Consider the following 24,705-nt stretch of genomic DNA (forward strand, 5'->3'; position numbering starts at 1 on the left):
ATGCTAACACTGCTCGTCGAATTTGCGGACAAGATCTCGGTCTTCAACGTCTTCCGCTACATAACATTCCGCACCGGCGGAGCGCTGATCACAGCGGCGCTGATCGTGTTCATCTTCGGACCGACCATCATCAATTCGCTGAGGCTGCGGCAAGGCAAGGGCCAGCCGATCCGCGCCGACGGGCCGCAGACGCATTTCAAGAAGGCGGGAACGCCGACCATGGGCGGACTGATGATCCTGTCCGGCATCGTCGGTTCCTCGCTGCTGTGGGCGAACCTGTCGAGCATCTACGTCTGGGTGGTGCTGCTGGTGACACTGGGATTTGGCTCAATCGGCTTTTACGACGACTACCTCAAGGTGACGAAGCAATCGCATCTCGGCTTTTCCGGCAAAGCGCGGCTGGGGCTCGAATTCGTCATCGCAGGCATCGCCGCCTGGGTGATCATGCATAACGGCCAGGCGCCCTTCTCGTCATCGTTGACATTCCCTTTCGCCAAGGAGTTTCTCGTCAATCTCGGCTGGTTCTTCATCCCGTTCTCGTGCTTCGTCATCGTCGGCGCCGGCAATGCGGTGAACCTGACCGACGGCCTCGACGGGCTGGCGATCGTGCCGATCATGATCGCCGCCGCATCCTTCGGCGTCATCGCCTATCTCTCCGGCAATGCAGTGTTCGCCGAATATCTGCAGATTCATTTCGTACCCGGCACCGGCGAACTTGCGGTGGTCCTTGGAGCGGTGATCGGCGCCGGGCTTGGCTTCCTCTGGTTCAATGCGCCGCCGGCGGCGATCTTCATGGGCGACACCGGCTCGCTGGCGCTGGGTGGGCTGATCGGCACGGTCGCGGTGGCGACCAAGCACGAGATCGTGCTGGTCATCGTCGGCGGCCTGTTCGTCGTCGAGATATTCTCGGTCATCATCCAGGTCGGCTACTTCAAGATGACCGGCAAGCGCGTCTTCCTGATGGCGCCGATCCACCATCATTTCGAAAAGCTCGGCTGGACCGAAAGCCAGGTGGTGATCCGCTTCTGGATCATCGCCGTCATCCTGGCGCTGGTCGGCCTGTCGACCCTGAAGCTCAGATAGGAGGCCGCTTGATCCCCGCCGCATCCTTTTCAGGCAAGCGCGTTTCGCTCTTCGGGCTCGGCGGCTCGGGGATTGCTACGGCGCGCGCACTGATCGAGGGCGGCGCGGATGTGCTGGCCTGGGACGACAATCCCGACAGCGTCGCCAAGGCCGGCGCGCTCGGCATCACGACAGCGGACCTGCGCGGCGCGGACTGGGCGAGGTTTTCCGCCTTCGTGCTGTCGCCCGGCGTGCCGCTGACGCATCCCAAGCCGCACTGGACCGTCGAGCTCGCGCGGGGCTCAGGCGTCGAGATCATCGGCGACATCGAGCTTTTCTGCCGCGAGCGGACAGCGCGGGCGCCGGCAACGCCCTTCATTGCCATCACCGGCACCAACGGCAAGTCGACGACCACGGCATTGACGGCGCACATCCTCAAATCGGCTGGGCGCGACACGCAGATGGGCGGCAATATCGGCCGCGCGGTGATGACGCTTGATCCGCCGCAGCCTGAGCGGCACTATGTGGTTGAGTGCTCTTCCTACCAGATCGATCTTGCCCCCTCGATCAATCCGACGGCCGGTGTGCTGCTCAATCTGACGCCGGACCATCTCGACCGCCATGGCACGATGCAGCACTACGCCTCGATCAAGGAGCGGCTGGTGGCCGGCAGCGAGACGGCAATCATCGGTGTCGACGATTCCTGGTGCGCCCAGATCGCCGATCGGCTGGAGCGAGCGGGCCGGCAGGTCATTCGGATCTCCAAGCGCCTGCCGCTGACCGACGGCTATTTCGCCGACGGCACCAACCTGATGGAAGCCGTGCACGGCCGCTACAGCCGGGTCGCCTTCCTCGAAGGCATCGGCTCGTTGCGCGGCCAGCACAATGCGCAGAATGCGCTGGCCGCCGCCGCCGCCTGCCTCAAGGTCGGGCTCGAGCTCGGCGAAATCCAGTCCGGACTGGAGAGTTTCCCGGGGCTGGCGCACCGCATGGAGCAGGTCGGCCGCAAGGGCCATGTGCTGTTCGTCAACGATTCCAAGGCGACCAATGCCGATGCCGCTGCACCAGCGCTGTCGAGCTTTGCGCGTATCTACTGGATTGCCGGCGGCCTGCCGAAAGAGGGCGGCATCGAGCCGTTACGCGGCTTCTTCCCGCGCATCGCCAAGGCCTATCTGATCGGCGAAGCTGCGCCGGCCTTTTCCGCGACGCTGGGCGAAGCGGTGCCCTACGAGATATCAGGCACGTTGGCGGCGGCAGTCGAACACGCCGCTCGCGAAGCGGCCAGGGATAGTAGCGGCGAGGCAGTGGTGCTGCTGTCGCCGGCCTGCGCCAGTTTCGACCAGTTCAAGAATTTCGAAGTCCGCGGCGAGGCGTTCAGGCAAGCCGCAACCGCCATTGATGGCGTGAAGCCCATCGGAGGGACACGATAATGCAAAGCCGTCTCGACAAAAGCCCTGTGGCGACCTGGTGGTGGACGATCGATCGCTGGTTCCTGGCGGCGTTCCTGTCGCTGATGGGGCTCGGCATCGTTTTGTCCTTCGCCGCAAGCCCGGCGGTGGCCGAGCGCATCGGGCTAGACAGTTTCCACTTCGCGACACGCCAGATTATCTTCACCATTCCGGCGCTTGGGGTAATGCTGGCCGTCTCGTTCCTTGAATCCAGGCAGATCCGGCGCATGGCGCTGGTCATGTTGTGCATCATGCTGTTTCTGATGGTGGCGGTGCTCTATATCGGCGTCGAGGTGAAGGGCGCGCGGCGCTGGGTGTCGCTAGCCGGCCTGTCGATCCAGCCGTCCGAGTTCCTGAAACCGGCCTTCGTCATCATCTGCGCCTGGCTGTTCGCCGAGCACAAGCGGCAGCCCGACATTCCGGGCAATCTGTTCGCAATGTTGCTGCTTGCGCTGGTCATCTCGCTGCTGGTGGCGCAGCCTGACCTGGGGCAAACCATGCTGGTGCTCGGCACCTGGGGGGTGATGTTCTTCATGGCCGGGTTGCCGTGGCTGTGGATCGTCGCGCTGGGTGCTGCCGGCGTCGGCGGCGTGTTCGCCGCCTATGCGGTGTTCCCGCACGTTGCCGGCCGCATCGACCGCTTCATGACCGGCGAGGGCGACACGTTTCAGGTCGACATGGGCCGCGAGGCGCTGATCAATGGCGGCTGGTTCGGGGTCGGGCCAGGCGAGGGTACCGTCAAGCGGGTCATCCCCGACAGCCATGCCGACTTTGTCTTCTCCGTCGCCGGCGAGGAATTCGGGCTGATCATGTGTTTCTTCATCATGTCCATCTTCGGCTTCATCGTGCTGCGCGGTCTCAACACGGCACTCAGGGAGCAGGACGATTTCACCCGCTACGCGGTGGGCGGCCTGGTCACGGTCTTCGGGCTGCAGTCGGTCATCAACATGGCCGTCAATCTGCAGCTGATGCCGGCCAAGGGCATGACGCTGCCGTTCATCTCCTACGGCGGTTCTTCGCAGATCGCGATCGCCATCTCGATGGGCATGGTGCTGGCGCTGACGCGCAAGCGCCCGGAAAAGCGCAAGCAGCTGGGCTTCATGCCGCCGCCGCGTGCGATGCCGGCGGAGTGAGATGGCGAAGGGGGTTATCCTTCTCGCGGCGGGCGGAACGGGCGGACATCTGTTCCCGGCCGAGGCGCTGGCACATGAACTGACCAGGCGCGGCTGGACGGTGCATCTTGCGACGGACGACCGTGCCGAGCGCTTTGCCGGGCAGTTCCCGGCGGCCGCCATCCATCCGATCCAGTCGGCGACGATGGGCTCGAAGAATCCTTTTGCCATGCTCGCCGCGTTTTGGAAAATCTGGCGCGGGGTTAGGCAGGCATCGGCCGTCATCGCCAGCATCAAGCCCGCCATCGTGGTCGGCTTCGGCGGCTATCCGACACTGCCGCCGCTTTACGCGGCGACCCGGCGCAAGGTGCCGACGCTGATCCACGAGCAGAATGCGGTGATGGGCCGCGCCAACCGGGCGCTCGCCGGCCGCGTCGACGCCGTTGCCGGCGGGTTCCTGCCGGAAGACATCAGTGCCACTGGCGCCAAGACGGTGACCACCGGCAATCCGGTCAGGCCGCAAGTATTGGAAGCGGCAAATACACCCTATGCTGCATCGGCCGGCGAAGAGCCGTTCCGGTTTCTGGTGTTTGGCGGCAGCCAGGGCGCGCAGTTCTTTTCCGATGCGGTGCCGGCGGCGATCGCCCGGTTTTCCGATGCACAGCGTAGGCGACTGGCGATCACGCAGCAGGCTCGCGCCGACGATGTGACGCGGGTGAAAGCCGCCTATGCTGCGCTTGGCATCGAGGCCGAGGTGTCGCCCTTCTTCACCGACATGGCGGCGCGGCTCGCGGCGGCGCATCTGGTGATGTCGCGCTCCGGCGCGTCGACCGTATCGGAAATCGCGGTGATCGGCAGGCCGGCGCTGCTGGTGCCTTATCCGCACGCGCTCGACCACGACCAGGCGGCGAATGCGGCCGCCCTTGCCGCAGCGGGTGGCGCCGAGGTGTATCCGCAATCCACGCTTTCGGCGGAGCGGATCGCTGCGCTTGTCGGCGGGCTGATGGATGATCCAGGCAGGGCGGCGACAATGGCTGCGGCGGCGAAATCGTCCGGTAAACCGGACGCAGCGCGGTTGCTCGCCGATCTGACAGAGGCTATTGCGTCCAGGAAATCCGTTTCGGAATTCAGGAAGGAGACGCGCGCATGAAGATGCCACAGACGATCGGCCTCGTGCATTTCATCGGCATTGGCGGCATCGGCATGAGCGGCATCGCCGAGGTGCTGCACAATCTCGGCTACAAGGTGCAGGGATCCGATCAGGCCGACAGCGCCAATGTGCAGCGGCTGCGCGACAAGGGCATCGAATGCTTCGTCGGCCATCACGCCGAGAATATCGGCGATGCCGAAGTGGTTGTCGTCTCGACGGCGATCAAGAAATCCAATCCGGAGCTGAAGGCCGCGCGCGAGAAACTGCTCCCCATCGTCCGGCGCGCCGAAATGCTGGCCGAGCTGATGCGCTTCCGGCAGGCGGTCGCGATCGGCGGCACGCATGGCAAGACGACGACGACTTCGATGGTGGCGACGCTACTCGATGCCGGCGGGCTCGACCCGACGGTGATCAATGGCGGCATCATCAATGCCTATGGCACCAATGCCCGCATGGGCGACGGCGAATGGATGGTGGTCGAGGCCGACGAGAGCGACGGCACCTTCCTCAAGCTGCCGGCCGAGATTGCCGTCGTCACCAATATCGACCCCGAGCATCTCGACCATTACGGCTCCTTCGACAAAGTGCGCGAGGCGTTTCGCCAGTTCGTCGAGAATGTGCCGTTCTACGGCTTTGGCGTGATGTGCACCGATCATCCCGAGGTGCAGGCGCTGGTCGGCCGCATCGAGGACCGGCGCGTCATCACCTATGGCGAAAATGCGCAGGCCGACGTGCGCTTCACCAATCACCGCATGGACGGCCCGACCTCGGAATTCGACGTGGTGATCCGCGACCGCAAGACGCACGGCCAGATAACGATATCAGGTCTGCGGCTGCCCATGCCCGGGCGCCACAATGTCTCCAATGCGACGGCGGCGATTGCCGTCGCGCATGAGCTCGGCCTTTCGGCTGAGGCAATCAAGAAGGGTCTGTCGTCCTTCGCGGGCGTCAAGCGGCGCTTCACCCATACCGGTTCGTGGAACGGTGTCGATGTGTTCGACGATTACGGTCATCATCCGGTCGAGATCACGGCGGTACTGAAGGCTGCGCGCAGCGCTACCAAGGGCCGCATCATCGCCGTTACCCAACCGCATCGCTTCACCCGGCTGCGCGATCTGTTCGACGAGTTTTCCGTCTGCTTCAACGACGCCGATACGGTAATGGTGGCGCCCGTCTATGCGGCCGGCGAGGAACCGATCGACGGCGTTACGTCCGACGCACTGGTGTCGCGCATCCGCTCCGGCGGCCATCGCGACGCACGCTACATCGAGGGTCCGGCGGCGATTGCGCCGATCGTGCGCGAGGTGGCGAAGCCGGGCGATTTCGTCGTTTTCCTCGGCGCCGGCAACATCACCCAATGGGCCTATGCGCTGCCCAAGGAACTCGGCGGGACCATCTCATGATGCGCGGCCAGGCGTTGATCGAGAAGCTTGGCGACCGGCTTGCCGGACTGCGCGGCCGCATCACGCCCAATGCCGAGATGGACAAGATCACCTGGTTTCGAGCCGGCGGGCTCGCGGACGCATTGTTCCAGCCGGCCGACGAGGACGATCTTGCCGCGTTCCTGAAGGCGGTGCCGGAGGAAATTCCGCTGACCATCGTCGGCGTCGGCTCGAACCTGCTTGTCCGTGACGGCGGCATTGCGGGCTTTGTCATCCGGCTTTCGGCCAAGGGCTTTGGCGAGACCGAAGTGATTGCGCCGACCACGATCAAGGCGGGCGCCGCGACACCCGACAAGCGCCTTGCGACCGTCGCCTATGATGCGGGCATCGGTGGCTTTCATTTCTACCACGGCATTCCCGGCGCCATCGGCGGAGCGCTGAGGATGAACGCCGGCGCCAATGGCGTCGAGACGCGCGAGCGTGTGGTCGAGGTGCGGGCGCTCGATCGCAAGGGCAATGTTCATACGCTGAGCAATGCCGACATGGGCTATGCCTATCGCCATTCCGCAGCGCCGTCCGGGCTGATTTTCACATCGGCGCTGCTCGAAGGCGTTCTCGAGGACAAGGCGGCGATCAAGGCTGCGATGGATGCTGTCCAGAACCATCGCGAGACCGTGCAGCCGATCCGCGAAAAGACGGGTGGCTCGACCTTCAAGAATCCCGAGGGCACCTCGGCCTGGAAGGAAATCGACAAGGCCGGCTGCCGCGGCCTGATGGTCGGTGGGGCGCAGATGTCGCCGATGCATTGCAACTTCATGATCAACACCGGAACGGCCACAGGCTACGAGCTTGAATATCTCGGTGAGACGGTGCGTGCGCGTGTGCTCGAAAGATCGGGCATCCGGCTGCAGTGGGAGATCAAGCGCATCGGCAATTTTCGGCCGGGCCATGCCGTCCAGGAATTTCTCGGGCAGTTGCTTTAGGCAAGCCGACCGCCGTTGCCTTTCGGACTCATGAATTCACATTTTGCTGCCGTTTTTGCGGAAAGTGAATCCATCGGAATCGTAAGCACTTGCCAGCGAATCAACTCTCTGATTCTCTGCCCTGAAGCGTTTCCTGATTTGAGTCGTTTCGACGCGTTACTCGCGTTTCCGTCTGGGGGGCAACCTGCCGGGAGACTCGGACTCAATGTTGCGGAAACACGGGAGCGAAATTGCTCGGGCGCATTTGAGTGCGTGCGATGCTTTTCGGGGCATGCACGATGGTGCAGGCCTGCTGTGAGAGGAAATGACGGGGAATGACAAGCAAGCACGTGGCCGTCCTTCTGGGTGGATTCTCGTCCGAGCGGCCCGTGTCCCTGTCGTCGGGCAAAGCTTGCGCCGATGCGCTCGAGGGAGAGGGCTACCAGGTGACCCGCGTCGACGTCTCGCGCGACATCGGCTCGGTGCTCAGCGCGCTCAAGCCTGACGTGGTCTTCAACGCGCTGCACGGCCCCTTCGGCGAGGATGGCACCATCCAGGGGATCCTTGAATACCTAGCAATTCCCTATACCCATTCCGGTGTGCTTGCCTCGGCGCTCGCGATGAACAAGGAACAGGCCAAGAAGGTCGCTAAGGCGGCCGGCATTCCGGTGGCGGAATCGAAGGTGGCCAATCGCTTCGCCATCCAGAACAAGCACCCGATGAAGCCGCCCTATGTCGTCAAGCCGGTCAACGAAGGGTCGAGCTTCGGTGTCGTCATCGTGCATGAAGGCCAGTCGCATCCGCCGCAGATCATCGGCTCGTCCGAGTGGAGATACGGCGATACGGTCATGGTCGAGCGTTATGTGCACGGGCGGGAATTGACCTGCGCGGTGATGGGCGATGTGGCGCTCGGTGTCTGCGAGATCATCCCGACCGGCCATTCCTTCTACGACTATGATTCAAAATACGTCGCGGGAGGATCAAAACACGAATGCCCGGCAAAACTTTCACCGAATATTTACCAAAAAATACAGACACTGACGCTCAAGGCTCACCAAGCTATCGGCTGTCGGGGCGTTTCCCGGTCGGACTTCCGTTATGACGATCGTCACTCCGAAAACGGCGAAATTGTCTGGCTCGAGGTCAACACCCAGCCGGGCATGACGCCGACGTCTTTGGTGCCGGAAATCGCCGCGCAAGCGGGACACTCGTTCGGCGATTTGTTGAGTTGGATGGTGGAGGACGCTTCGTGTCTGCGTTGAAGTGGGGACAGGGCAAGGGGAAGGGCGCGGCCGGGCCGGCGCTGTTCGGCATGCCGTTGTCGTTCGACCATTTCGTGCTGCCGCGCCTGCTCCGCCGGCCGGTGCGCGTGCTGGCGCGCCTCGGCGAAGGCGACTTCGAAGCGCCGCCCTATTGCGCTGCCATGCTGTCGGCAGCATTGCTTATTTCGAGCAGTGCCTATGCCGCCTATCTCGGCGGACATGCCGACGCCATCGTCCAGAGTGTCACCGCCCGCACCGGCTTTGCCGTCGACCAGGTCAAGGTCGTCGGCAACCGCGAAACGTCCGAGATCGATATTCTCGACAGGCTGGAACTCGACGGCTGGACCTCGCTGATCGGCTTCGATGCCGAAGCCGCACGCGAACGCATCACCACGCTGCCCTGGGTCGAAGCCGCGGCAGTGCGCAAGGTCTACCCGCATACGCTGGAAGTGCGCGTCGAGGAACGCGAGCCGTTCGCGCTGTGGCAGCAAGGCAGCGCGCTTTCGGTCATCGAGAAATCCGGCACCGTCATTGCGCCGTTCTCCGGCGGCAAGCAGATATTGCTGCCGCTGATCATTGGCACCGGCGCACCGGCCAAAGCGCCGGATTTCCTAGCCAAGATCAAGAATTATCCGGAGCTCGCCGCGCGGATCAAGGGCTATATCCGCATCGGCGAACGGCGCTGGGATCTCAAGCTTGAAAACGGCATCACGATCAAGCTTCCCGAAGACGGTGAGGATCAGGCGATTGCCGACCTGGTCAGGATGGACCACGAGAACGGGCTTTTGACGCGCGACATCGCCGCCGTCGACATGCGCCTGTCCGATCGTCTGGTCGTCCAGTTGACGCCGGAAGCGGCGACACAGCGCCAAGCCGCGCTCGACGAAAAGCCCAAGATGCTGAAGCGCAAGCCGGAGACGAAGATATGAGCTGGCTTGGCGGCAATAGCGATGCCTCGTCGCGCCGGTCCGGCATCCTGACGGTGCTGGATGTCGGCTCCAGTAAGGTCTGCTGCGTGGTGGCCAAGCTCAAGCCGCGCGACGATGGCAAGCTGCTGCGCGGACGCTCGCATCGCATTCAGGTGATCGGCATCGGCCACCAGAAATCGCAAGGCGTGAAATCGGGCGTCGTCATCGATCTCGACCGTGCCGAGCACGCCATCCGTCTTGCCGTCGACGCCGCCGAACGCATGGCGGGACTGACGGTCGATTCGCTGATCGTCAACATGACTGCCGGCCGGCTGAAGAGCGAGGCTTTTTCGGCCACCATCAATCTCGGCGGCCATGAGGCCGACGAGGCCGACATCAAGCGCGTGCTTGCCGCCGGCGCCAAGCAGGCGCTGCGGGCCGAGCGCGAGGTGATCCATTCGCTTCCCGTTGCCTTTTCGCTGGATGCCGAGCGCGGTGTGCGCGATCCGCGCGGCATGGTTGGCGACCAGCTTGGCGTCGACATGCACGTGCTGACAGGCGACGCGGCGCCCTTGCGCAATCTGGAGCTCTGCATCAACCGCTCGCATCTGTCGGTCGAGCGCATGGTGGCGACGCCCTATGCCAGCGGGCTAGCCGCCCTGGTCGACGACGAGCTCGAAATGGGCGCGGCCTGCATCGACATGGGCGGCGGCACGACGACGATCTCGGTGTTTTCGGAAGGCAAGTTCGTCCATGGCGACGCCATCGCGATCGGCGGTAACCACGTCACGCTGGATATGGCCAAAGGCCTGTCGACCTCGCTCGATGCCGCCGAAAGGCTGAAAGTGATGCACGGCTCGGCGCTGCCTGGCAGTGCCGACGACCGCGACCTGGTCTCCATCCATCCGATCGGCGAGGACGGCGAGGTGCCGTTGCAGATCCCGCGCTCGGTGATGACGCGCATCATCCGCGCCCGCATCGACGAGACGCTGGAATTGCTGCGCGACCGGCTGAACAAATCCGGCTACGGCAACGCCGTCGGCAAGCGTGTGGTGCTGACCGGCGGCGCCAGCCAGCTTGCTGGCCTGCCCGAAGCAGCACGCCGCATTCTCGGCCGCAATGTGCGCATCGGACGCCCACTTGGCGTGGCAGGCCTGCCCGAGGCGGCCAAGGGGCCGGCTTTCTCGACGCCCGTCGGGCTTCTGATCTACCCGCAGATGGCGAGCTTCGAGAGCCGCCCGGCGAAGGGAATTTCCGGTCTTCGGATGACCGGAACAGGCGGAAAACTGCATCGAATGAGTCAGTGGTTGAGAGACAGTTTTTAATTTGACGGGGACAGCCCCATAGGCGGCCGCGGCGGCGAAGCGGCGGGAAAGGCAAAGGACGAAGACAATGACCATCAATCTGCAGAAGCCGGACATCACCGAGCTCAAGCCGCGCATCACCGTGTTCGGTGTCGGCGGCGGCGGCGGCAATGCCGTCAACAACATGATCACCGCCGGCTTGCGCGGCGTCGAGTTCGTGGTGGCCAACACCGACGCGCAGGCACTGACGATGTCGAAGGCCGAGCGGCTGATCCAGCTCGGTGCGCATGTCACCGAGGGTCTCGGCGCCGGATCGCAGCCTGAAGTCGGGCGCGCGGCGGCGGAGGAATGCATCGACGAGATCATCGATCATCTCTCCAACACGCATATGTGCTTCGTCACTGCCGGTATGGGCGGCGGCACCGGCACCGGGGCGGCCCCCGTCGTCGCGCGCGCTGCCCGCGAAAAGGGCATCCTCACCGTCGGCGTCGTCACCAAGCCGTTCCACTTCGAAGGCCAGCGCCGCATGAAGACGGCCGACATGGGTATCGAGGAACTGCAGAAATGCGTCGATACCTTGATCGTCATTCCCAACCAGAACCTATTCCGGCTGGCCAATGACAAGACCACCTTCGCCGATGCCTTCGCCATGGCCGACCAGGTGCTCTATTCGGGCGTTGCCTGCATCACCGACCTGATGGTCAAGGAAGGGCTGATCAATCTCGACTTCGCCGACGTCCGCTCGGTCATGCGCGAAATGGGCAAGGCGATGATGGGAACCGGCGAGGCTTCGGGCGAGGGCCGCGCAATGGCCGCGGCGGAAGCCGCCATCGCCAACCCGCTGCTCGACGAGACCTCGATGAAGGGCGCCAAGGGCCTGCTGATCTCGATCACCGGCGGCCGCGACCTGACCCTGTTCGAAGTCGATGAGGCGGCAACGCGCATTCGCGAAGAGGTCGACCAGGACGCCAACATCATTCTGGGCGCCACCTTCGACGAGGAACTCGAGGGCGTTATCCGCGTGTCGGTGGTCGCCACCGGCATCGATAAATCGGCGGCCGAAATCGCTGCCGCGCCGATCGCCATCCGCACGGCTCCGCCGAAGCCGGTCAGCCGCCCGGCGGCTCAGGTCACGGAAATGCGGCCGGCGGCTGCCCAGCAACCGATCTATGAACCACGTGCTGCCGATCCGGTCGCCGAGGCCATTCAGCTCGCCGAGGCAAATGCGGTAGCGATGGCGCAGGCCCGCCCGGCACCGGTAGCCCATGCGGAAGACTTCCGCCCGCAGAGCAAGATCTTCCAGGCGCCTCCGGCTCAGCCGCAGCCGACGATGCAGCCAGCGGTTCAGCAAGTGATGCAGCCCGCTCCGCATCGTGAAATGCCGCAGCCGGTTGCCGCAGCACCCCAGCGCATGCCGCGGGTCGAGGATTTCCCACCGCAGGTGAAGGCCGAAGTGGAAGCCAAGGCCCGCCCGGCCGACCACGAGAACAGCGGCCCGATGGGCTTGCTCAAGCGCCTGACCAACGGCTTGACCCGCCGCGAAGAGGAGCCTGCACGGCTGCAGCCGGCGCAGCCGCGCGAACCGAAACTGCGCCAGGCGCCGGCGGAAGTGCGCCGCCTAGCCAGCCAGGATCCGCAACTTTACGCGCCGCGCCGCGGCCAGCTGGACGAGCAGGGCCGACTGACGCCGCAGGGCCGGGCTGTCCAGGAAGACGATCAGTTGGAGATTCCCGCCTTCCTGCGCCGACAGGCCAATTGATCTGTTGACGGTTCGTAACATTTGTTAACAGGCGAGCAGGAAACTGTTCGCCTGTTAACATTAAAAGTGATTTTAAAACAAAGACTTATGAGGCATTCCCGCTCCGGACCGCGGTTACAAAGAGTAAGAAACCGTGATTTGGAGTCTCCCTACGGGACCATTATCTTCGCCACCGACCAAAGTCGGTTTGCTGGGAGTCTTGGGGAAGTGGCCCTGCCTGCCGATCAATCAAGAGCCGCGCCCTCAGGGCGGATGAAGCGGACCTAGGCAGTGTGGGCTATGGGGATTGTTTTGCACGACTATCAGACGACACTTAAATCGCGTGCGACGCTGACCGGCATCGGCGTTCACAGCGGCACCCCGGTCACCGTCCATTTCCTGCCGGCAGATGCCGATACGGGTGTCGTCTTCCAGCTTTCGAATGCAAGCGGAAGCCACGAATTTCGCGCGCTCGTCTCCGAGGTCGGTGCCACCGACCTCTGCACCATGCTTGGCGATCCGCAAGGCGAGCACATTGCTACGGTCGAGCATCTGATGGCGACGCTTTTCGGCCTTGGGATCGACAATCTCGTCATCGAAATCGACGGCCATGAGGTGCCTATCCTCGACGGCAGCGCAGTGATGTTCGTCGAGGCCATTGACCAAGCAGGCATCGAAACGCTGCCGGTCAAGCGTCGCTACATCAGGGTGGTCAAGCCGGTTCGCATCGAGAACGGCGCCTGCTGGGCGGAGTTCAGGCCCTATGACGGCACGCGCTTCGAGATCGAGATCGATTTCGAAAGCCCGGCGATCGGGCGCCAGCTTTTTGCATCCGACATGAATGCCGACATTTTCCGCCGCGACGTCGCGCGGGCTCGCACTTTCGGTTTCATGAAGGACGTCGAGCGGCTATGGGCGGCCGGCTATGCGCTCGGCTCCTCTTTGGAAAACTCCCTGGTGATCGGCGACGACAACCGTGTGATCAACATGGGAGGCGTGCGCTATCCCAACGAGTTCGCGCGCCACAAGACGATGGATGCGATGGGCGACCTGGCGCTCGCCGGTGCCCGGTTCATCGGCTGCTTCCGCTCCTACCGCGGTGGCCACAGGCTGAACGCCGCGGCGTTGCGCCGCCTCTTGTCCGACCGTTCGGCTTTCGAGATCGTTGAGACGACGCGCCGCGAGCGCGGGCGTACTGCCGAGATGAGCGCCGTCAATGCGCCCGTCTTTGCGCCCTGGATGATCTGATTCTTAAGGTCTTACGGCTCCTGTTGCGGTCAAGCTGTGTTGCATGGATGCATCACCGGCCGGCCAAATTACGCAGCTTTCCAGGTGGCGCCAAACCGCCATAAAAATGTGCGATTGGCCGGGGATAGCGTTGCCGGGCAAGGCAATTATGGTTTATGGCTGCTGCCGTCGACTGAAATGACGCCGAAAGGGCGGAATCCAAACATGTTTTTCAAGCGAGTTGGTCAATCGAAGGCGCTGCGGCGGGCTGTTTTCCTGGCGCTTTCGGTGGTCGTTCCATCGCTGTTTCTGTCGGCCTGCATGTCGTCCGAGAAGGACGTCGATCTGTCGACCTATGTCGATCAGACCGAGCCGGCCGACGTGCTCTACAATCAGGGTCTCGCCAATCTGAATGCCGGGCGACTGCAGGAGGCAAGCCGCAAATTCGATGCCGTCGACCGCCAGCATCCATATTCCGAATTCGCCCGCAAATCGATGGTGATGGGTGCCTTTGCCGACTATCGTCAGGGCAACTACGACGAGGCGATCGGTTCGGCCAAGCGCTACCTGACGCTCTACCCGTCGACCGACGATGCAGCCTATGCCCAGTATATTATCGGGCTGAGCTACTACCGACAGATCAAGGACGTCACCCAGGACCAGAAGGAAGCGCGTCTTACCGCGCAGACGATGCAGGACCTGGTAACGCGCTGGCCGACTTCCGAATATGCCGACGATGCCAAGGAGAAGATCCGCTTCGCCAACGATCAGCTCGCCGGCAAGGAGATGCAGATCGGCCGCTATTATCTTGAGCGCCGCGAATATATCGCAGCCGTCAAACGGTTCCGCAACGTCGTGGAGAACTACTCCAACACACGCCATGTCGAGGAGGCGCTGGCGCGTCTTACCGAGAGCTACTATGCGATGGGGCTGACGTCGGAAGCGCAGACCGCTGCGGCCGTGCTCGGCACCAACTATCCCGACAGCCAGTGGTACAAGGACTCCTACAAGCTCCTGCAGAGTGGTGGGCTCGAGCCGCGCGAGAATGCCGGATCGTGGATCTCCAAGGCCGGGAAGCTGATCACCGGCGCCTGAGCGGCGCGTCACCATGCTCTCCAGGCTGTCGATCCGCGATATCGTTCTGATCGAGAAGCTGGACATCGACTTCTCGTCCGGCCTTTCGGTGCTGACCGGCGAAACCGGCGCCGGAAAGTCCATCCTGCTCGACGCCTTGTCGCTGGCGCTTGGCGCCCGCGGCGACGCCTCGCTGGTGCGGCATGGCGCGGCGCAAGGCCAGATCATCGCTGTCTTCGACGTGCCGCGCAACCACCCGGCCCGTATGCTGCTCGCCGAGAACGCCATCGAGGACGACGGCGACATCATCCTGCGCCGCGTCCAGACGGCGGACGGCCGCACGCGCGTGTTTGTCAACGACCAGCCGTCCAGCGTGACGCTGATGCGCGACGTCGGCCATGCGCTGGTCGAGATCCACGGCCAGCACGACGAGCGCGCTTTGGTCGATCCCGGCGCGCATCGCGAGTTGCTCGACAGTTTCGGCGGTCATCTGGGTGCCGCGCGGGCAACAGGCGAGGCGTGGCGGCACTGGCGTACCTGCGAGCAAGAATTTTCACGGCACCGGGCCAAAGTCGAGGCAGCTGCCCGCGAGGCCGATTATCTGCGTGCAGCGGTTGCCGAATTGACCAGGCTCGATCCGCAACCGGGCGAAGAGACCGAGCTGGCCGAACTGCGCGCCGCGATGATGCGGGCGGAAAAGATCGCCTCGGAAATCCACGACGCCCAGGATGTACTCTCGGGTCCGTCCTCGCCCTTGCCGCAACTGGCCAGCCTGCTCAGGCGGCTGCAGCGCAAGGTGACCGAAGCGCCCGGCCTGCTCGAGGATGTCGTCAAATCGCTCGACGAGGCGATGCTGTCGCTCGACGCGGCGCAGTCGGGCGTGGAAGCAGCGCTGCGCGCCACCGAATATGATCCGCAGCGGCTGGAGAAGGCTGAGGAGCGGCTGTTTTCGCTGCGTGCCGCCTCGCGCAAGCACAGCGTCGCCGTCGATGACCTGGCGCAATTGCGTGACACCATGGCTGCCGACCTTGCCGATCTCGACGCCGGCGAGGAGCGCCTGCATGCGCTGGAGAAACAGGCTGCAGCGGCAAGCCAGGCCTATGACATTACGGCGGCCCAGCTGTCGTCGCTTCGCCATGCGGCGTCCGTCGGGCTGACCAAGGCGGTAATGGCCGAACTGCCGGCGCTGAAGCTCGAACGGGCCGAGTTCATCGTCGAGATCGCAAGCGATGCCGAGAGCCGCATGGAAGAAGGCATCGACCAGGTCGAGTTCTGGGTGCGCACCAATCCCGGCACCAGGCCCGGCCCGATGATGAAGGTCGCTTCCGGCGGCGAGCTTTCGCGATTCCTGCTGGCGTTGAAGGTAGCACTCGCTGACCGGGGCTCGGCGCCGACCTTGGTCTTTGACGAAATCGACACCGGCGTCGGCGGCGCGGTTGCCGACGCTATCGGCCAGCGGCTGGCGCGGCTGGCAAAACGCGTGCAGGTGCTTTCGGTCACGCATGCACCGCAAGTGGCGGCGCGCGCTGCGACGCATTTCCTGATCTCCAAATCGGGCGGGGCCGACCGGGTCTCGACCGGCATCGCCGAGATGGACCGGGCGGCGCGGCAGGAAGAGATCGCACGCATGCTCGCCGGCGCCACCATCACCGACGAGGCGCGCGCAGCGGCCGAGCGGCTGCTGCGGGAGAACACCGCGGCAGCCTAGAGCGGTTCATTGTTTCACGGAAACGCCGAACCGCTCTACCACTTTGTTTGCGCAATTCCAGACGGAAAGCCGTTTCACACTTTTCCTGGAATTGCTCTAGAAGAGTTCGTTTCCGGCGCTCGCGACCGGAGTCAGGGTATGGCTCCATCCTGCTGTTCAGGAATGATTTTCCGTGTCTGGTCTCTCCCTCATGAGAGAATCCTGTTCTATTGTGTCGCGCCACCGTGGAGGGAGCAGTGCATGGACGAAAAACCAGTCGATTCGCTCAGCGAAAGCGAGGCGGCAAGCGAGTTGAAGCGGTTGGCGCAGGAGATCGCCGAGCACGACCGGCGCTACCATGGCGAGGACGCGCCGATAATCACGGATGCGGAATATGATGCGCTGACGCGGCGCAACCTCGCCATCGAACAGCGCTTTCCTGCTTTGGTGCGCGAGGATTCGCCCTCACGCAGGGTCGGCGCGCCGCCGGCGGAAGGCTTTGCCAAGGTGCGTCATGCGGTGCCGATGCTCAGCCTCGCCAAGGCCTATACCGACCAGGATGTCGCCGATTTCATCGTACGTGGCCGGCGGTTCTTCGATCGCGACAAGGATCTGGACATCGCCTTCACAGCTGAGCCGAAGATCGACGGGCTGTCGGCTTCGCTGCGTTATGAAGGTGGTGTGTTCGTGCAGGGAGCAACGCGCGGCGACGGCGCCGTTGGCGAGGACATCACCGCCAATCTGAGGACCATCGCCGACATTCCCAAGACCTTGAAGGGATCGGGCTGGCCCGAGGTCATCGAAATACGCGGTGAGGTCTACATGACCTACGCGGAATTCGAGGCGTTGAAGCAACGCTCGGCGGCGATCGGCGGCCAGGATTACGTCAATCCGCGCAATACGGCCGCCGGGTCGCTCCGTCAGAAAGACCCGTCCGTTACCGCCAGCCGCAACCTCAAGTTCTTTGCCTACGCCTGGGGCTTTACCACAAAGGATCCGGCTCCTACCCAGTACGATTCCGTGCAGAAATTCGCGGAGTGGGGATTCAAGGTCAGCCCGCTGATGGTCCGGGCAAGATCGGTCGAGGAACTGGTCGCGCATTATCACCTAATCGAGACCCAGCGCTCATCGCTTGGCTACGACATCGACGGCGTCGTCTACAAGGTCGACCAGTTGGAATTGCAGCGCAGATGGGGTTTCGTCACTGGCGAACCGCGCTGGGCCGTGGCCCACAAATTTCCAGCCGAACAGGCGATGACGACCGTGCTCAGGATCGACATTCAGGTGGGCCGTACCGGCACGCTGGCGCCCGTTGCCCGGCTTGCGCCCGTTACGGTCGGCGGCGTGGTGGTGGAGAACGTCACGCTTCACAATGAGGATTACATCAAGGGCTTGGACAGCAACGGCCAGCCGATCCGCGACGGCTATGACGTGCGTATCGGCGACACGGTGGTCATCCAGCGGGCAGGGGACGTCATTCCGCAGATCGTCAGCGTCGTCGCCGACAAGCGTCCGCCAGATGCCGTGCCCTACGAATTCCCGCACAAATGTCCGATCTGCGGCTCACCCGCAACGCGCGAAATCAACGAGAAGACCGGCAAGGAAGATTCCCGCCGACGTTGCACCGGCGAACTGATCTGCCCTGCACAGGCCGTCGAAGGATTGCGCCACTTTGTGTCGCGCGGCGCACTGGATATCGAAGGCCTGGGCGCGGAAAACATAGACCTGTTCTTCAATGCCGGGTTGATCAGGACAGCCGCCGATATCTTCACTCTCAGGGACCGCCGTCCCGCCGTCACCAAGGCGCTGGCGGAGCGGCGGGAAGAGCAGGCCAGGCAGCGTGAGGCCGCATCGGGCAAGACGCGCAAGAATGTACGCAGTGTCGAGGAACGCAACTACGACGGCCTCGACAAGCTCTTCGCTGCCATCGACGCTCGCCGCGAACCGGAACTCGATCGCTTCATCTTTGCGCTGGGCATCCGCCATATCGGCGAAACGACGGCCGCTGTGCTGGCCCGAACCTTCTCGACGATCGAGGAGTTGATCCGCATTGGCAAGGAGACAGCAGCGGCAGCCGATCCACACACCGTTTTTCCTTCCATCAACGGCATCGGCGACACGGTGATAGGCGCGCTTCGCGATTTCTTCGGCAATGAACGCAACGACGCCGTGCTTGAAGCGCTGCTTACACAGGTCCACCCGAAGCCGTACATCGTGAACGTCTCAGCCGATAGTGCGGTTGCCGGCAAGACGATCGTGTTTACAGGCACGCTGGAAAAGATGACGCGGCCCGAGGCCAAGGCGATGGCCGAACGTCTCGGCGCGAAGGTCGCCGGCTCGGTTTCTGCGAAGACCGATCTCCTGGTGGCAGGGCCAGGCGCCGGTTCCAAGCTGAAGGACGCGACCAAATTCGGCATCGAGGTGATCGACGAGGACACCTGGCTGCAGCGGATCGGCAAGGGCGGGTGATGGCGGCTGCGTTCAACGGTTTTGGGCAAAAGGCCATTCCCTTCCTCAAGGCGCTCGATTTTCATCAGAGCCGGGAGTGGTTTTTGGAAAACCGCGATCTTTTCGAGCGGGACCTACGTGATCCCTTCGGCGATCTGGTCGAGACGCTCTCCGAGCGCTTCACGGCCGCGGGGCTCGGTTTGCGCGGCGACCGCAAGAAGTCGCTGTTCCGGATTAACCGCGACGTGCGTTTTGCCAAGGACAAACGGCCCTACAACCGGCATTTGTCGGCGATCCTTTCGCCCGACGGCACCAAGATGGAACAGGGCGTGTTCTACGTCCATATCGGGCTCGAGCGCTGCTTTGCCGCCATTGCCTGGTGGCAGCCCGGACCGGAGCTATTGCTGGCGCTGCGCAACGCAATCGCGAAGCGGCCCGCTGAATTCCGCAGCCTCGTCGCGGCGCTGAAGAAGAATGGTCTCGAGTTCGACCCGGACGGCTGCATGAAGCGCACACCGCGCGGCTTCGAGCATATCGCCGAGCCCGATCTCGCTGCCGCGATCCGCAACCGGCATTTTGCCGTCCGGCACGCAATCGAGCCGGCGGATATCTACGGAGCTGGATTGGTCGACGAACTCATCGACTTCGTCATGCGGGCAAAACCGCTGCTCGACTGGGGCAGGGCGATCGAAGGCAAGGCTTCGCCGCGCTAGAGCGGGATGCGTTCAAATTGAACCGTGCATCCCCCTCTATCTGTCTGTTTTAGCCGCATTTCTGCGACGCCAAGTGATTCCACTTGGCTGCAAAATGCTCTAGCGGATAAATCAGACGGTCAAATGCGCCGCGCAGTGTAGAGGCTGGTGGTCATGTTGCGGGTTATGAAGCCTTGGAACTCGTCGCGGACGATGCGACCCAGCTCCGCCAGGATTGCTTCGCGGTCGCTGCGGATGTTGATATTGGAAAAAGTGGCATAGAGGGCGACCGTCTGGTCAGGATCGAGGACGAGCGACCAGACACTTGTCCGATGTTCGATGGCATCGAACGCGCCGGTTCGCTCCAGCGCCGCCACGCGGGCCTCGGCATCAAGGGCGAACGGAATACCATTTGAGCCCGCCGAAGGGCTCGAAGGCCCTTCAAGCAGTGCCTTCGTCGCATCATGAAAGGGATCGGGGCGACTGTTGTCGCCGAATACATTCCAGACCATTGCCCACCAGCCGCCCGGCCGAAGCAGCTCGGCGACCTTGACCAGCGCCGTGTCCTCATCCAGCCAATGAAAGGCAGTGGCGCTGACGCCGAGATCAAAACCGGCCTTCTTAAGGACGGCATCCTCAAACGCAGAGACGCTCACCGAGAGCGCCTTGTCCTGAATAGTCTCGCAAAGGAAAGTCGCGAGGCGAGAATCCGGCTCGATGGCGAGCATAGGGCTCGCGCCCAGTTCGAGTAAGCGGCGCGTAGCAGTTCCTGTACCTGCGCCAATCTCGAACGTCGTCGTGCCATGCGCGAGACGGCACCGTTCACATAGAATTTCGAATACCCAATCAGGATAGCCAGGCCGCGTCGCGTGATAGCTGCCGGGATCGGCGCCGAAGGCCAGGCGGCCGAATTTTGGATCGATGAAAAATTCGCTCATTGCAACCACCTCTGGGGAACCACCTCTGGCCCTGGTCTGTGGCCGCCACTTTTGGCAAGGACCGATGGGCGCCAACGGATATGCCCTCCCAGGTGCCAAGCGTCTGATTTTTATCCACTGGGCATGGAGCGCGCTTGCCGCGACGCTTCAGCTGTCGTTTCCGCTGATCGTTTGCCTCAAGCGAATTGGTGTGACAAGCCGGACCGCCCTCCCTACATAGGCCTTCCCGAGGAGCGATCGATGTCGGCGGAAGCAATCTCCGAAAACAGTGCGAAAAGCGATTTCTGGGACGGCGTACGGCTCAGCATGCCCGTCGTGGTGGCGTCGGCGCCGTTTGCGTTGCTGTTCGGGGCGCTCGCAGTCGACAACGGGTTTTCCGTGCTCGAAGCGTTCCTGATGAGCGCAACGGTGTTCGGCGGCGCCAGCCAGATGGTCGGCATCGAGCTGTTCGGCCAGCATGTCGCGCCGTGGCTGATCGTGCTGTCGATCTTCGCGGTGAATTTTCGCCATGTGCTCTATTCGGCTGGCATCGGCCGGCGCATCGCGCATTGGCCACTGATCCAGCAGGCGATAGGCTACTTCGTGCTTACCGATCCGCAGTTCGCGGTGGCCGAGCGCAAGGCGGAGGCCGGCGAGACCGTCGGGTTCACGTGGTATATGGGGCTTGGGCTGCCGGTCTATGTGTTCTGGATCATCGAAAGCGCGCTCGGCGCGATGTTCGGCAAGCTTATTCCCGACACCCATGCGCTGGGCATCGACTTCCTGCTGCCGATCTATTTTCTCGGCCTGGTCATGAGCTTCCGCAAGCGGCCGCTGTGGCTGCCGGTGGTCGTCGCCAGCGCTGCCGCCTCCATCATTGCCTATAAAACGGTCGGCTCGCCCTGGCATGTCTCCATCGGTGCGCTGGCCGGCGTGCTGCTCGCCGTCATCCTGCCGCCCCGCCACAGTGGCGTGGAGGCACGGCCATGAGCACGACCTTGTGGATCATTATCGCCGCTTCGATCGCGACCTATCTGACCCGCATCGGCGGTCATCTGGTGATCTCACGCTTCGACCATATCCATCCGCGCGTCGAAGCCGGGCTGAACGCCGTGCCGGCGGCGGTGCTGACCACGCTGGTGGCGCCGGCGGCGCTCAGCGCCGGACCGGCGGAATGGGCCGCCTTGATCGTTGCCGGCCTGGTCTCACTGCGCGGCGGCCTGATGGCGATGGTCCTGGCGGGTGCTGCCGTGCTGATCCTCGCGCGGCAGCTCGTCGGCTGATCGACTTTTGCCCTGGCGGCGAGAGCACATATGCGCTTTGCCGTAGCGACTATTGCCGCGCCGACCCGCAACAGGCTCAGCCGGATCGCCTCCGCTCTCTCCTGGTGGGCGCAACGCACGGCGTCGCTATAGAGCGCTTCGCGCTGCTTCGGCGTCAATGCGCTTAGATCGATCGGCTGGATGCCGAAGGGCTCACGCGACATTTCCATCTCCCCTGGTTTGCCGTGTTGATCGGCAGCTACACCGGCGATTTACGGGAAAGGCATAATCAGCTAAAATGAATAATTAAGATCGTTATGTTCTCTAGGAGAGATGTATGGATTTGGCCGATCTGCGCATCTTCCGCACGGTGGTGCGCGAGGGCGGAATCACCAGGGCGGCGGAAAAACTGTTTCGCGTGCAGTCGAACGTGACCACTCGCATCCGGCAGCTCGAGGAGGATCTCGGCGTGCAGCTGTTTATCCGGGAGGGCAAGCGCCTGCACGTATCGCCGGCCGGTCACAAATTGGTCGGCTATGCGGATCGGCTGCTGGCGCTTGCGGAGGAGGCGCGAACGGCGATGCTCGATCCACGCCCGCGCGGCACGCTTCGCCTAGGTGCCATGGAGAGCACCGCTGCGGCACGGCTTCCAAGTCTGCTCGCCGATTATCACGCACGTTATCCCGAAGTGGAAATCCAGTTGCGCACCGGCAATCCGCAGGTTCTCGCGACCGCCATGCTTGCCGGCGAACTCGATGCAGCCTTCGCCGCCGAGCCGATCGCCGACGCTCCGTTCGAAAAGCAGTCAGCATTCCAGGAGCAGCTGGTCATTGTCTCGGCGGCATCGCGCGTTTCGATCGACGACCGCCTGGACATGCCAAAAACCATGATAGCCTTCGAGCACGGCTGCCCGCACCGCAAGCGGCTGGAACAATGGTATGCGCGCAGAGGGTTCATGGCCGAGAAAACCATCGAGCTTGGTTCATACCATGCCATCCTTGGTTGCGTGGTGGCTGGCATGGGCATAGCGCTGATGCCGAAAAGTGTCCTTTCGGGTTTCCCGGAGAGCCGCTGGTTAAAGCTGCACGAACTGCCCTCTGACGAAGACAATGCCGTCACGGTGTTGTTCTGGCGCAAGGGAGCCAGTTCTCCCAATGTCACGGCTTTGCAAGAACTGCTTGCGGAGCAAAGCCTGTCAACCGGGGTTGCGGCCGCGACTATTGCTTGAAGTCGTGCGGCAGCGGGGCGGTTGCTTTTTCCAGCCAGGCCAGCGTTTCGCCGTCGAGCATCGGTCCGATCTCGGCCAGTACGCGCGCGTGGTATTCGTCGAGCCAATGGAGCTCGTCACGAGTCAGCAGGTCCGACCGGACCAGCCGCTTGTCGATCGGCGCCAGCGTCAGCGTCTCGAAGCCGTGCATGGCGATGTCGCCGCCCTCGATTGCCTCGGCCGGCGTCACCAGGATCAAGTTCTCGATGCGGATACCGTAGGAACCTTCCTTGTAATAGCCGGGCTCATTGGAAACGATCATGCCGGCCAGCAGCTTTTCGGTTCCGGTCTTGGCGATACGCTGCGGGCCCTCATGCACGGCAAGATAGGAGCCGACACCGTGCCCGGTGCCATGGGCGAAGTCGCATCCGTGTCTCCACAGCGCCAGGCGGGCTATGGCATCGATTTCGGAGCCGCGCGTGCCCTGGGGGAAGCGCAGCATGGAGATGCCGATCATGCCCTTCAGCACCAGCGTGAAGCGCTCGCGCATCTCCTCGGTCGGCGTGCCAATCGGCACCGTGCGGGTGATGTCGGTGGTGCCATCCTGGTACTGCCCGCCGGAATCGAGCAGGAACAGCTCGCCATCCCCCAGCTTGCGATTGGTGGCGCGGGAGACGCGGTAGTGCATGATGGCGCCGTTAGGACCAGCGCCGGAGATGGTATCGAACGATACGTCGCGCAGCGGCATTTGCGTTTCTTCGCCGGTTTGACGGCGCGTCTCCTCAAGCCGGGTGACAACGGCAATTTCGTCGAGCGTGCCGGGCTTCTGGCGATCGAGCCAGCACAGCAGCTTGGCGACCGCGGCGCCGTCGCGGCGATGCGCGGCGCGTGCGCCGGCGATCTCAGCTTTGTTCTTTGTTGCGCGTGGAATGCGGGCCGGATCGGGCACGGCAATGACGGTGCCGCCATTGTCCTCGACCAGCATTCTGAGCTTGTCCGCCGCGAGAACCGGGTCCAGCGCGATTTTTGCGCCGCCCTTGGCCCGGGTGACGATCGCCGTTTGGAATTCACCTGGCTCGTGCAATTCGGCGAGCTGCGTCAGATAGGCCGCGACGGTGCGCGAAAACTTGCGCTGGTCCATGAAAAGCAGATGCGAGCCGTCGGCGGCCAGCACGGCAAAGCCGAGCGCCAGCGGTGTGTGCGGTACGTCGCCGCCACGAATGTCGAAGGCCCAGGCAATGGAGGAGGGGTCGGTCAGCACGGCATGGGTGGCGCCGTCCTTCTCGATGGCCGCCGCCAGCCGCACCAGCTTGTCTTTGGCCAGTTCGCCGGCAAAGCCGATCGGGTGGATCTCGACAGGCGCCAGTGGCGGCCCGGGCTGATCCTGCCAGATGGCGTCGATTGGATTTTGTTCGAGCGGCACCAGTATCGCGCCTGATTTCTCCGCCGAGGCTTTCAGCGCCTTGACGTCACTGATCGTATGCAGCCACGGATCGAAGCCCAACCGCACGCCCTTGCCGAGATTGTCCTTGATCCAGTTGGCCGGCGGGTTGTCGACAAGACTCTCGATCGAAAAGATGTCGAGATCGACTTCCTGGCGCACCTGCAGCGTATAGCGCCCGTCGACAAACATGACGGCGCGCTCGCCAAGCACAATGGCGACGCCGGCCGAGCCGCTGAAGCCGGTCAGCCATTTCAGCCGTGCCGAGCGGTCGGCGACATATTCGCCCTGGTGCTCGTCGGCGCGGGGCACGATGAAGCCATCCAACCCGTTCGCCGCCAACCATTGGCGCAGCATTGCCACGCGCGGCTTGCCAACGGCCGGATCGCCGGCGGAATCGAAGGTCTGGAACATGTCGGCTC

20 protein-coding genes are annotated in these 24,705 nt (G+C 63.3%); 18 read left to right on the forward strand and 2 right to left on the reverse strand.

All coding sequences use genetic code 11. The annotated features are described in order from the left end of the window. From mraY to NKH13_RS13595, 15 genes are all read left to right on the forward strand, one after another. A complete protein-coding gene (gene mraY / locus NKH13_RS13525; protein WP_023676767.1) occupies window positions 1–1,083 on the forward strand; it encodes a phospho-N-acetylmuramoyl-pentapeptide-transferase in 1,083 nt (360 codons plus the stop codon). Window positions 1,084–1,091: 8 nt separating this feature from the next. Further along, window positions 1,092–2,492: a UDP-N-acetylmuramoyl-L-alanine--D-glutamate ligase gene (murD, locus tag NKH13_RS13530; protein WP_352912758.1), complete on the forward strand. Its 1,401-nt coding sequence runs from the start codon at window positions 1,092–1,094 to the stop codon at window positions 2,490–2,492. Continuing rightward, window positions 2,492–3,643, forward strand: coding sequence for a putative lipid II flippase FtsW (gene ftsW / locus NKH13_RS13535; protein ID WP_352716811.1), 1,152 nt, complete (start codon window positions 2,492–2,494; stop codon window positions 3,641–3,643). The genes murD and ftsW overlap by 1 nt, the downstream gene beginning before the upstream one ends. 1 nt (window position 3,644) lies before the next feature. After that, window positions 3,645–4,772, forward strand: a complete 1,128-nt coding sequence (gene murG, locus NKH13_RS13540; protein ID WP_352716810.1) for an undecaprenyldiphospho-muramoylpentapeptide beta-N-acetylglucosaminyltransferase — start codon at window positions 3,645–3,647, stop codon at window positions 4,770–4,772. Continuing rightward, window positions 4,769–6,175 (forward strand): UDP-N-acetylmuramate--L-alanine ligase, encoded by a 1,407-nt coding sequence (gene murC / locus NKH13_RS13545; protein WP_352716808.1) that lies wholly within the window; start codon window positions 4,769–4,771, stop codon window positions 6,173–6,175. Before murG ends, murC begins: the two co-directional genes overlap by 4 nt. Further along, window positions 6,172–7,137 carry a UDP-N-acetylmuramate dehydrogenase gene (gene murB, locus NKH13_RS13550; RefSeq protein WP_352716806.1) on the forward strand — a complete coding sequence of 322 codons (966 nt, stop codon included), beginning with the start codon at window positions 6,172–6,174 and terminating at the stop codon, window positions 7,135–7,137. The genes murC and murB overlap by 4 nt, the downstream gene beginning before the upstream one ends. A gap of 314 nt (window positions 7,138–7,451) precedes the next feature. Continuing rightward, window positions 7,452–8,378 (forward strand): D-alanine--D-alanine ligase, encoded by a 927-nt coding sequence (locus tag NKH13_RS13555; RefSeq protein WP_292664390.1) that lies wholly within the window; start codon window positions 7,452–7,454, stop codon window positions 8,376–8,378. Next, a complete protein-coding gene (locus NKH13_RS13560) occupies window positions 8,366–9,307 on the forward strand; it encodes a cell division protein FtsQ/DivIB (RefSeq protein WP_352716805.1) in 942 nt (313 codons plus the stop codon). The genes NKH13_RS13555 and NKH13_RS13560 overlap by 13 nt, the downstream gene beginning before the upstream one ends. After that, window positions 9,304–10,611 carry a cell division protein FtsA gene (gene ftsA, locus NKH13_RS13565; RefSeq protein WP_023721196.1) on the forward strand — a complete coding sequence of 436 codons (1,308 nt, stop codon included), beginning with the start codon at window positions 9,304–9,306 and terminating at the stop codon, window positions 10,609–10,611. The genes NKH13_RS13560 and ftsA overlap by 4 nt, the downstream gene beginning before the upstream one ends. A 67-nt stretch (window positions 10,612–10,678) precedes the next feature. Further along, window positions 10,679–12,349 (forward strand): cell division protein FtsZ, encoded by a 1,671-nt coding sequence (gene ftsZ / locus NKH13_RS13570; RefSeq protein ID WP_352912759.1) that lies wholly within the window; start codon window positions 10,679–10,681, stop codon window positions 12,347–12,349. A gap of 279 nt (window positions 12,350–12,628) precedes the next feature. Continuing rightward, window positions 12,629–13,576 (forward strand): UDP-3-O-acyl-N-acetylglucosamine deacetylase, encoded by a 948-nt coding sequence (gene lpxC / locus NKH13_RS13575; RefSeq protein ID WP_352912760.1) that lies wholly within the window; start codon window positions 12,629–12,631, stop codon window positions 13,574–13,576. A 204-nt stretch (window positions 13,577–13,780) separates the two neighbouring features. After that, the gene (locus tag NKH13_RS13580) at window positions 13,781–14,650 is read left to right on the forward strand and encodes an outer membrane protein assembly factor BamD (protein ID WP_352465137.1); all 870 of its coding nucleotides are present in this window, start codon (window positions 13,781–13,783) and stop codon (window positions 14,648–14,650) included. Window positions 14,651–14,663: 13 nt separating this feature from the next. Further along, window positions 14,664–16,337: a DNA repair protein RecN gene (gene recN / locus NKH13_RS13585; RefSeq protein WP_352912761.1), complete on the forward strand. Its 1,674-nt coding sequence runs from the start codon at window positions 14,664–14,666 to the stop codon at window positions 16,335–16,337. A 240-nt stretch (window positions 16,338–16,577) separates the two neighbouring features. Further along, complete coding sequence (gene ligA / locus NKH13_RS13590) at window positions 16,578–18,785, forward strand: NAD-dependent DNA ligase LigA (protein ID WP_352912762.1); 2,208 nt, start codon at window positions 16,578–16,580, stop codon at window positions 18,783–18,785. Further along, a complete protein-coding gene (locus NKH13_RS13595; RefSeq protein WP_352716794.1) occupies window positions 18,785–19,477 on the forward strand; it encodes a DUF2461 domain-containing protein in 693 nt (230 codons plus the stop codon). The genes ligA and NKH13_RS13595 overlap by 1 nt, the downstream gene beginning before the upstream one ends. Window positions 19,478–19,596: 119 nt before the next feature. Here the strand turns inward: NKH13_RS13595 and NKH13_RS13600 are convergent, their stop codons facing one another. Next, the gene (locus NKH13_RS13600; RefSeq protein ID WP_352912763.1) at window positions 19,597–20,394 is read right to left on the reverse strand and encodes a class I SAM-dependent methyltransferase; all 798 of its coding nucleotides are present in this window, start codon (window positions 20,392–20,394) and stop codon (window positions 19,597–19,599) included. A gap of 240 nt (window positions 20,395–20,634) precedes the next feature. Between NKH13_RS13600 and NKH13_RS13605 the strand changes: the two genes are divergently transcribed. The 3 genes from NKH13_RS13605 (at window position 20,635) to NKH13_RS13615 (ending at window position 22,863) form a co-directional block, all read left to right on the forward strand. Then, window positions 20,635–21,363, forward strand: a complete 729-nt coding sequence (locus tag NKH13_RS13605; protein WP_352575100.1) for an AzlC family ABC transporter permease — start codon at window positions 20,635–20,637, stop codon at window positions 21,361–21,363. Beyond that, window positions 21,360–21,656 (forward strand): AzlD family protein, encoded by a 297-nt coding sequence (locus NKH13_RS13610; protein ID WP_352912764.1) that lies wholly within the window; start codon window positions 21,360–21,362, stop codon window positions 21,654–21,656. The genes NKH13_RS13605 and NKH13_RS13610 overlap by 4 nt, the downstream gene beginning before the upstream one ends. A gap of 316 nt (window positions 21,657–21,972) precedes the next feature. After that, a complete protein-coding gene (locus tag NKH13_RS13615) occupies window positions 21,973–22,863 on the forward strand; it encodes a LysR family transcriptional regulator (RefSeq protein WP_352912765.1) in 891 nt (296 codons plus the stop codon). On the opposite strand, the gene NKH13_RS13620 is transcribed toward NKH13_RS13615, so the two are convergent. After that, a complete protein-coding gene (locus NKH13_RS13620) occupies window positions 22,853–24,697 on the reverse strand; it encodes an aminopeptidase P family protein (RefSeq protein ID WP_352912766.1) in 1,845 nt (614 codons plus the stop codon). The genes NKH13_RS13615 and NKH13_RS13620 overlap by 11 nt on opposite strands. Between the last annotated feature and the right edge of the window lie 8 nt (window positions 24,698–24,705).

Origin of the sequence: Mesorhizobium sp. M1348 (genome assembly GCF_040317925.1) — a bacterium.
GTDB lineage: Bacteria > Pseudomonadota > Alphaproteobacteria > Rhizobiales > Rhizobiaceae > Mesorhizobium.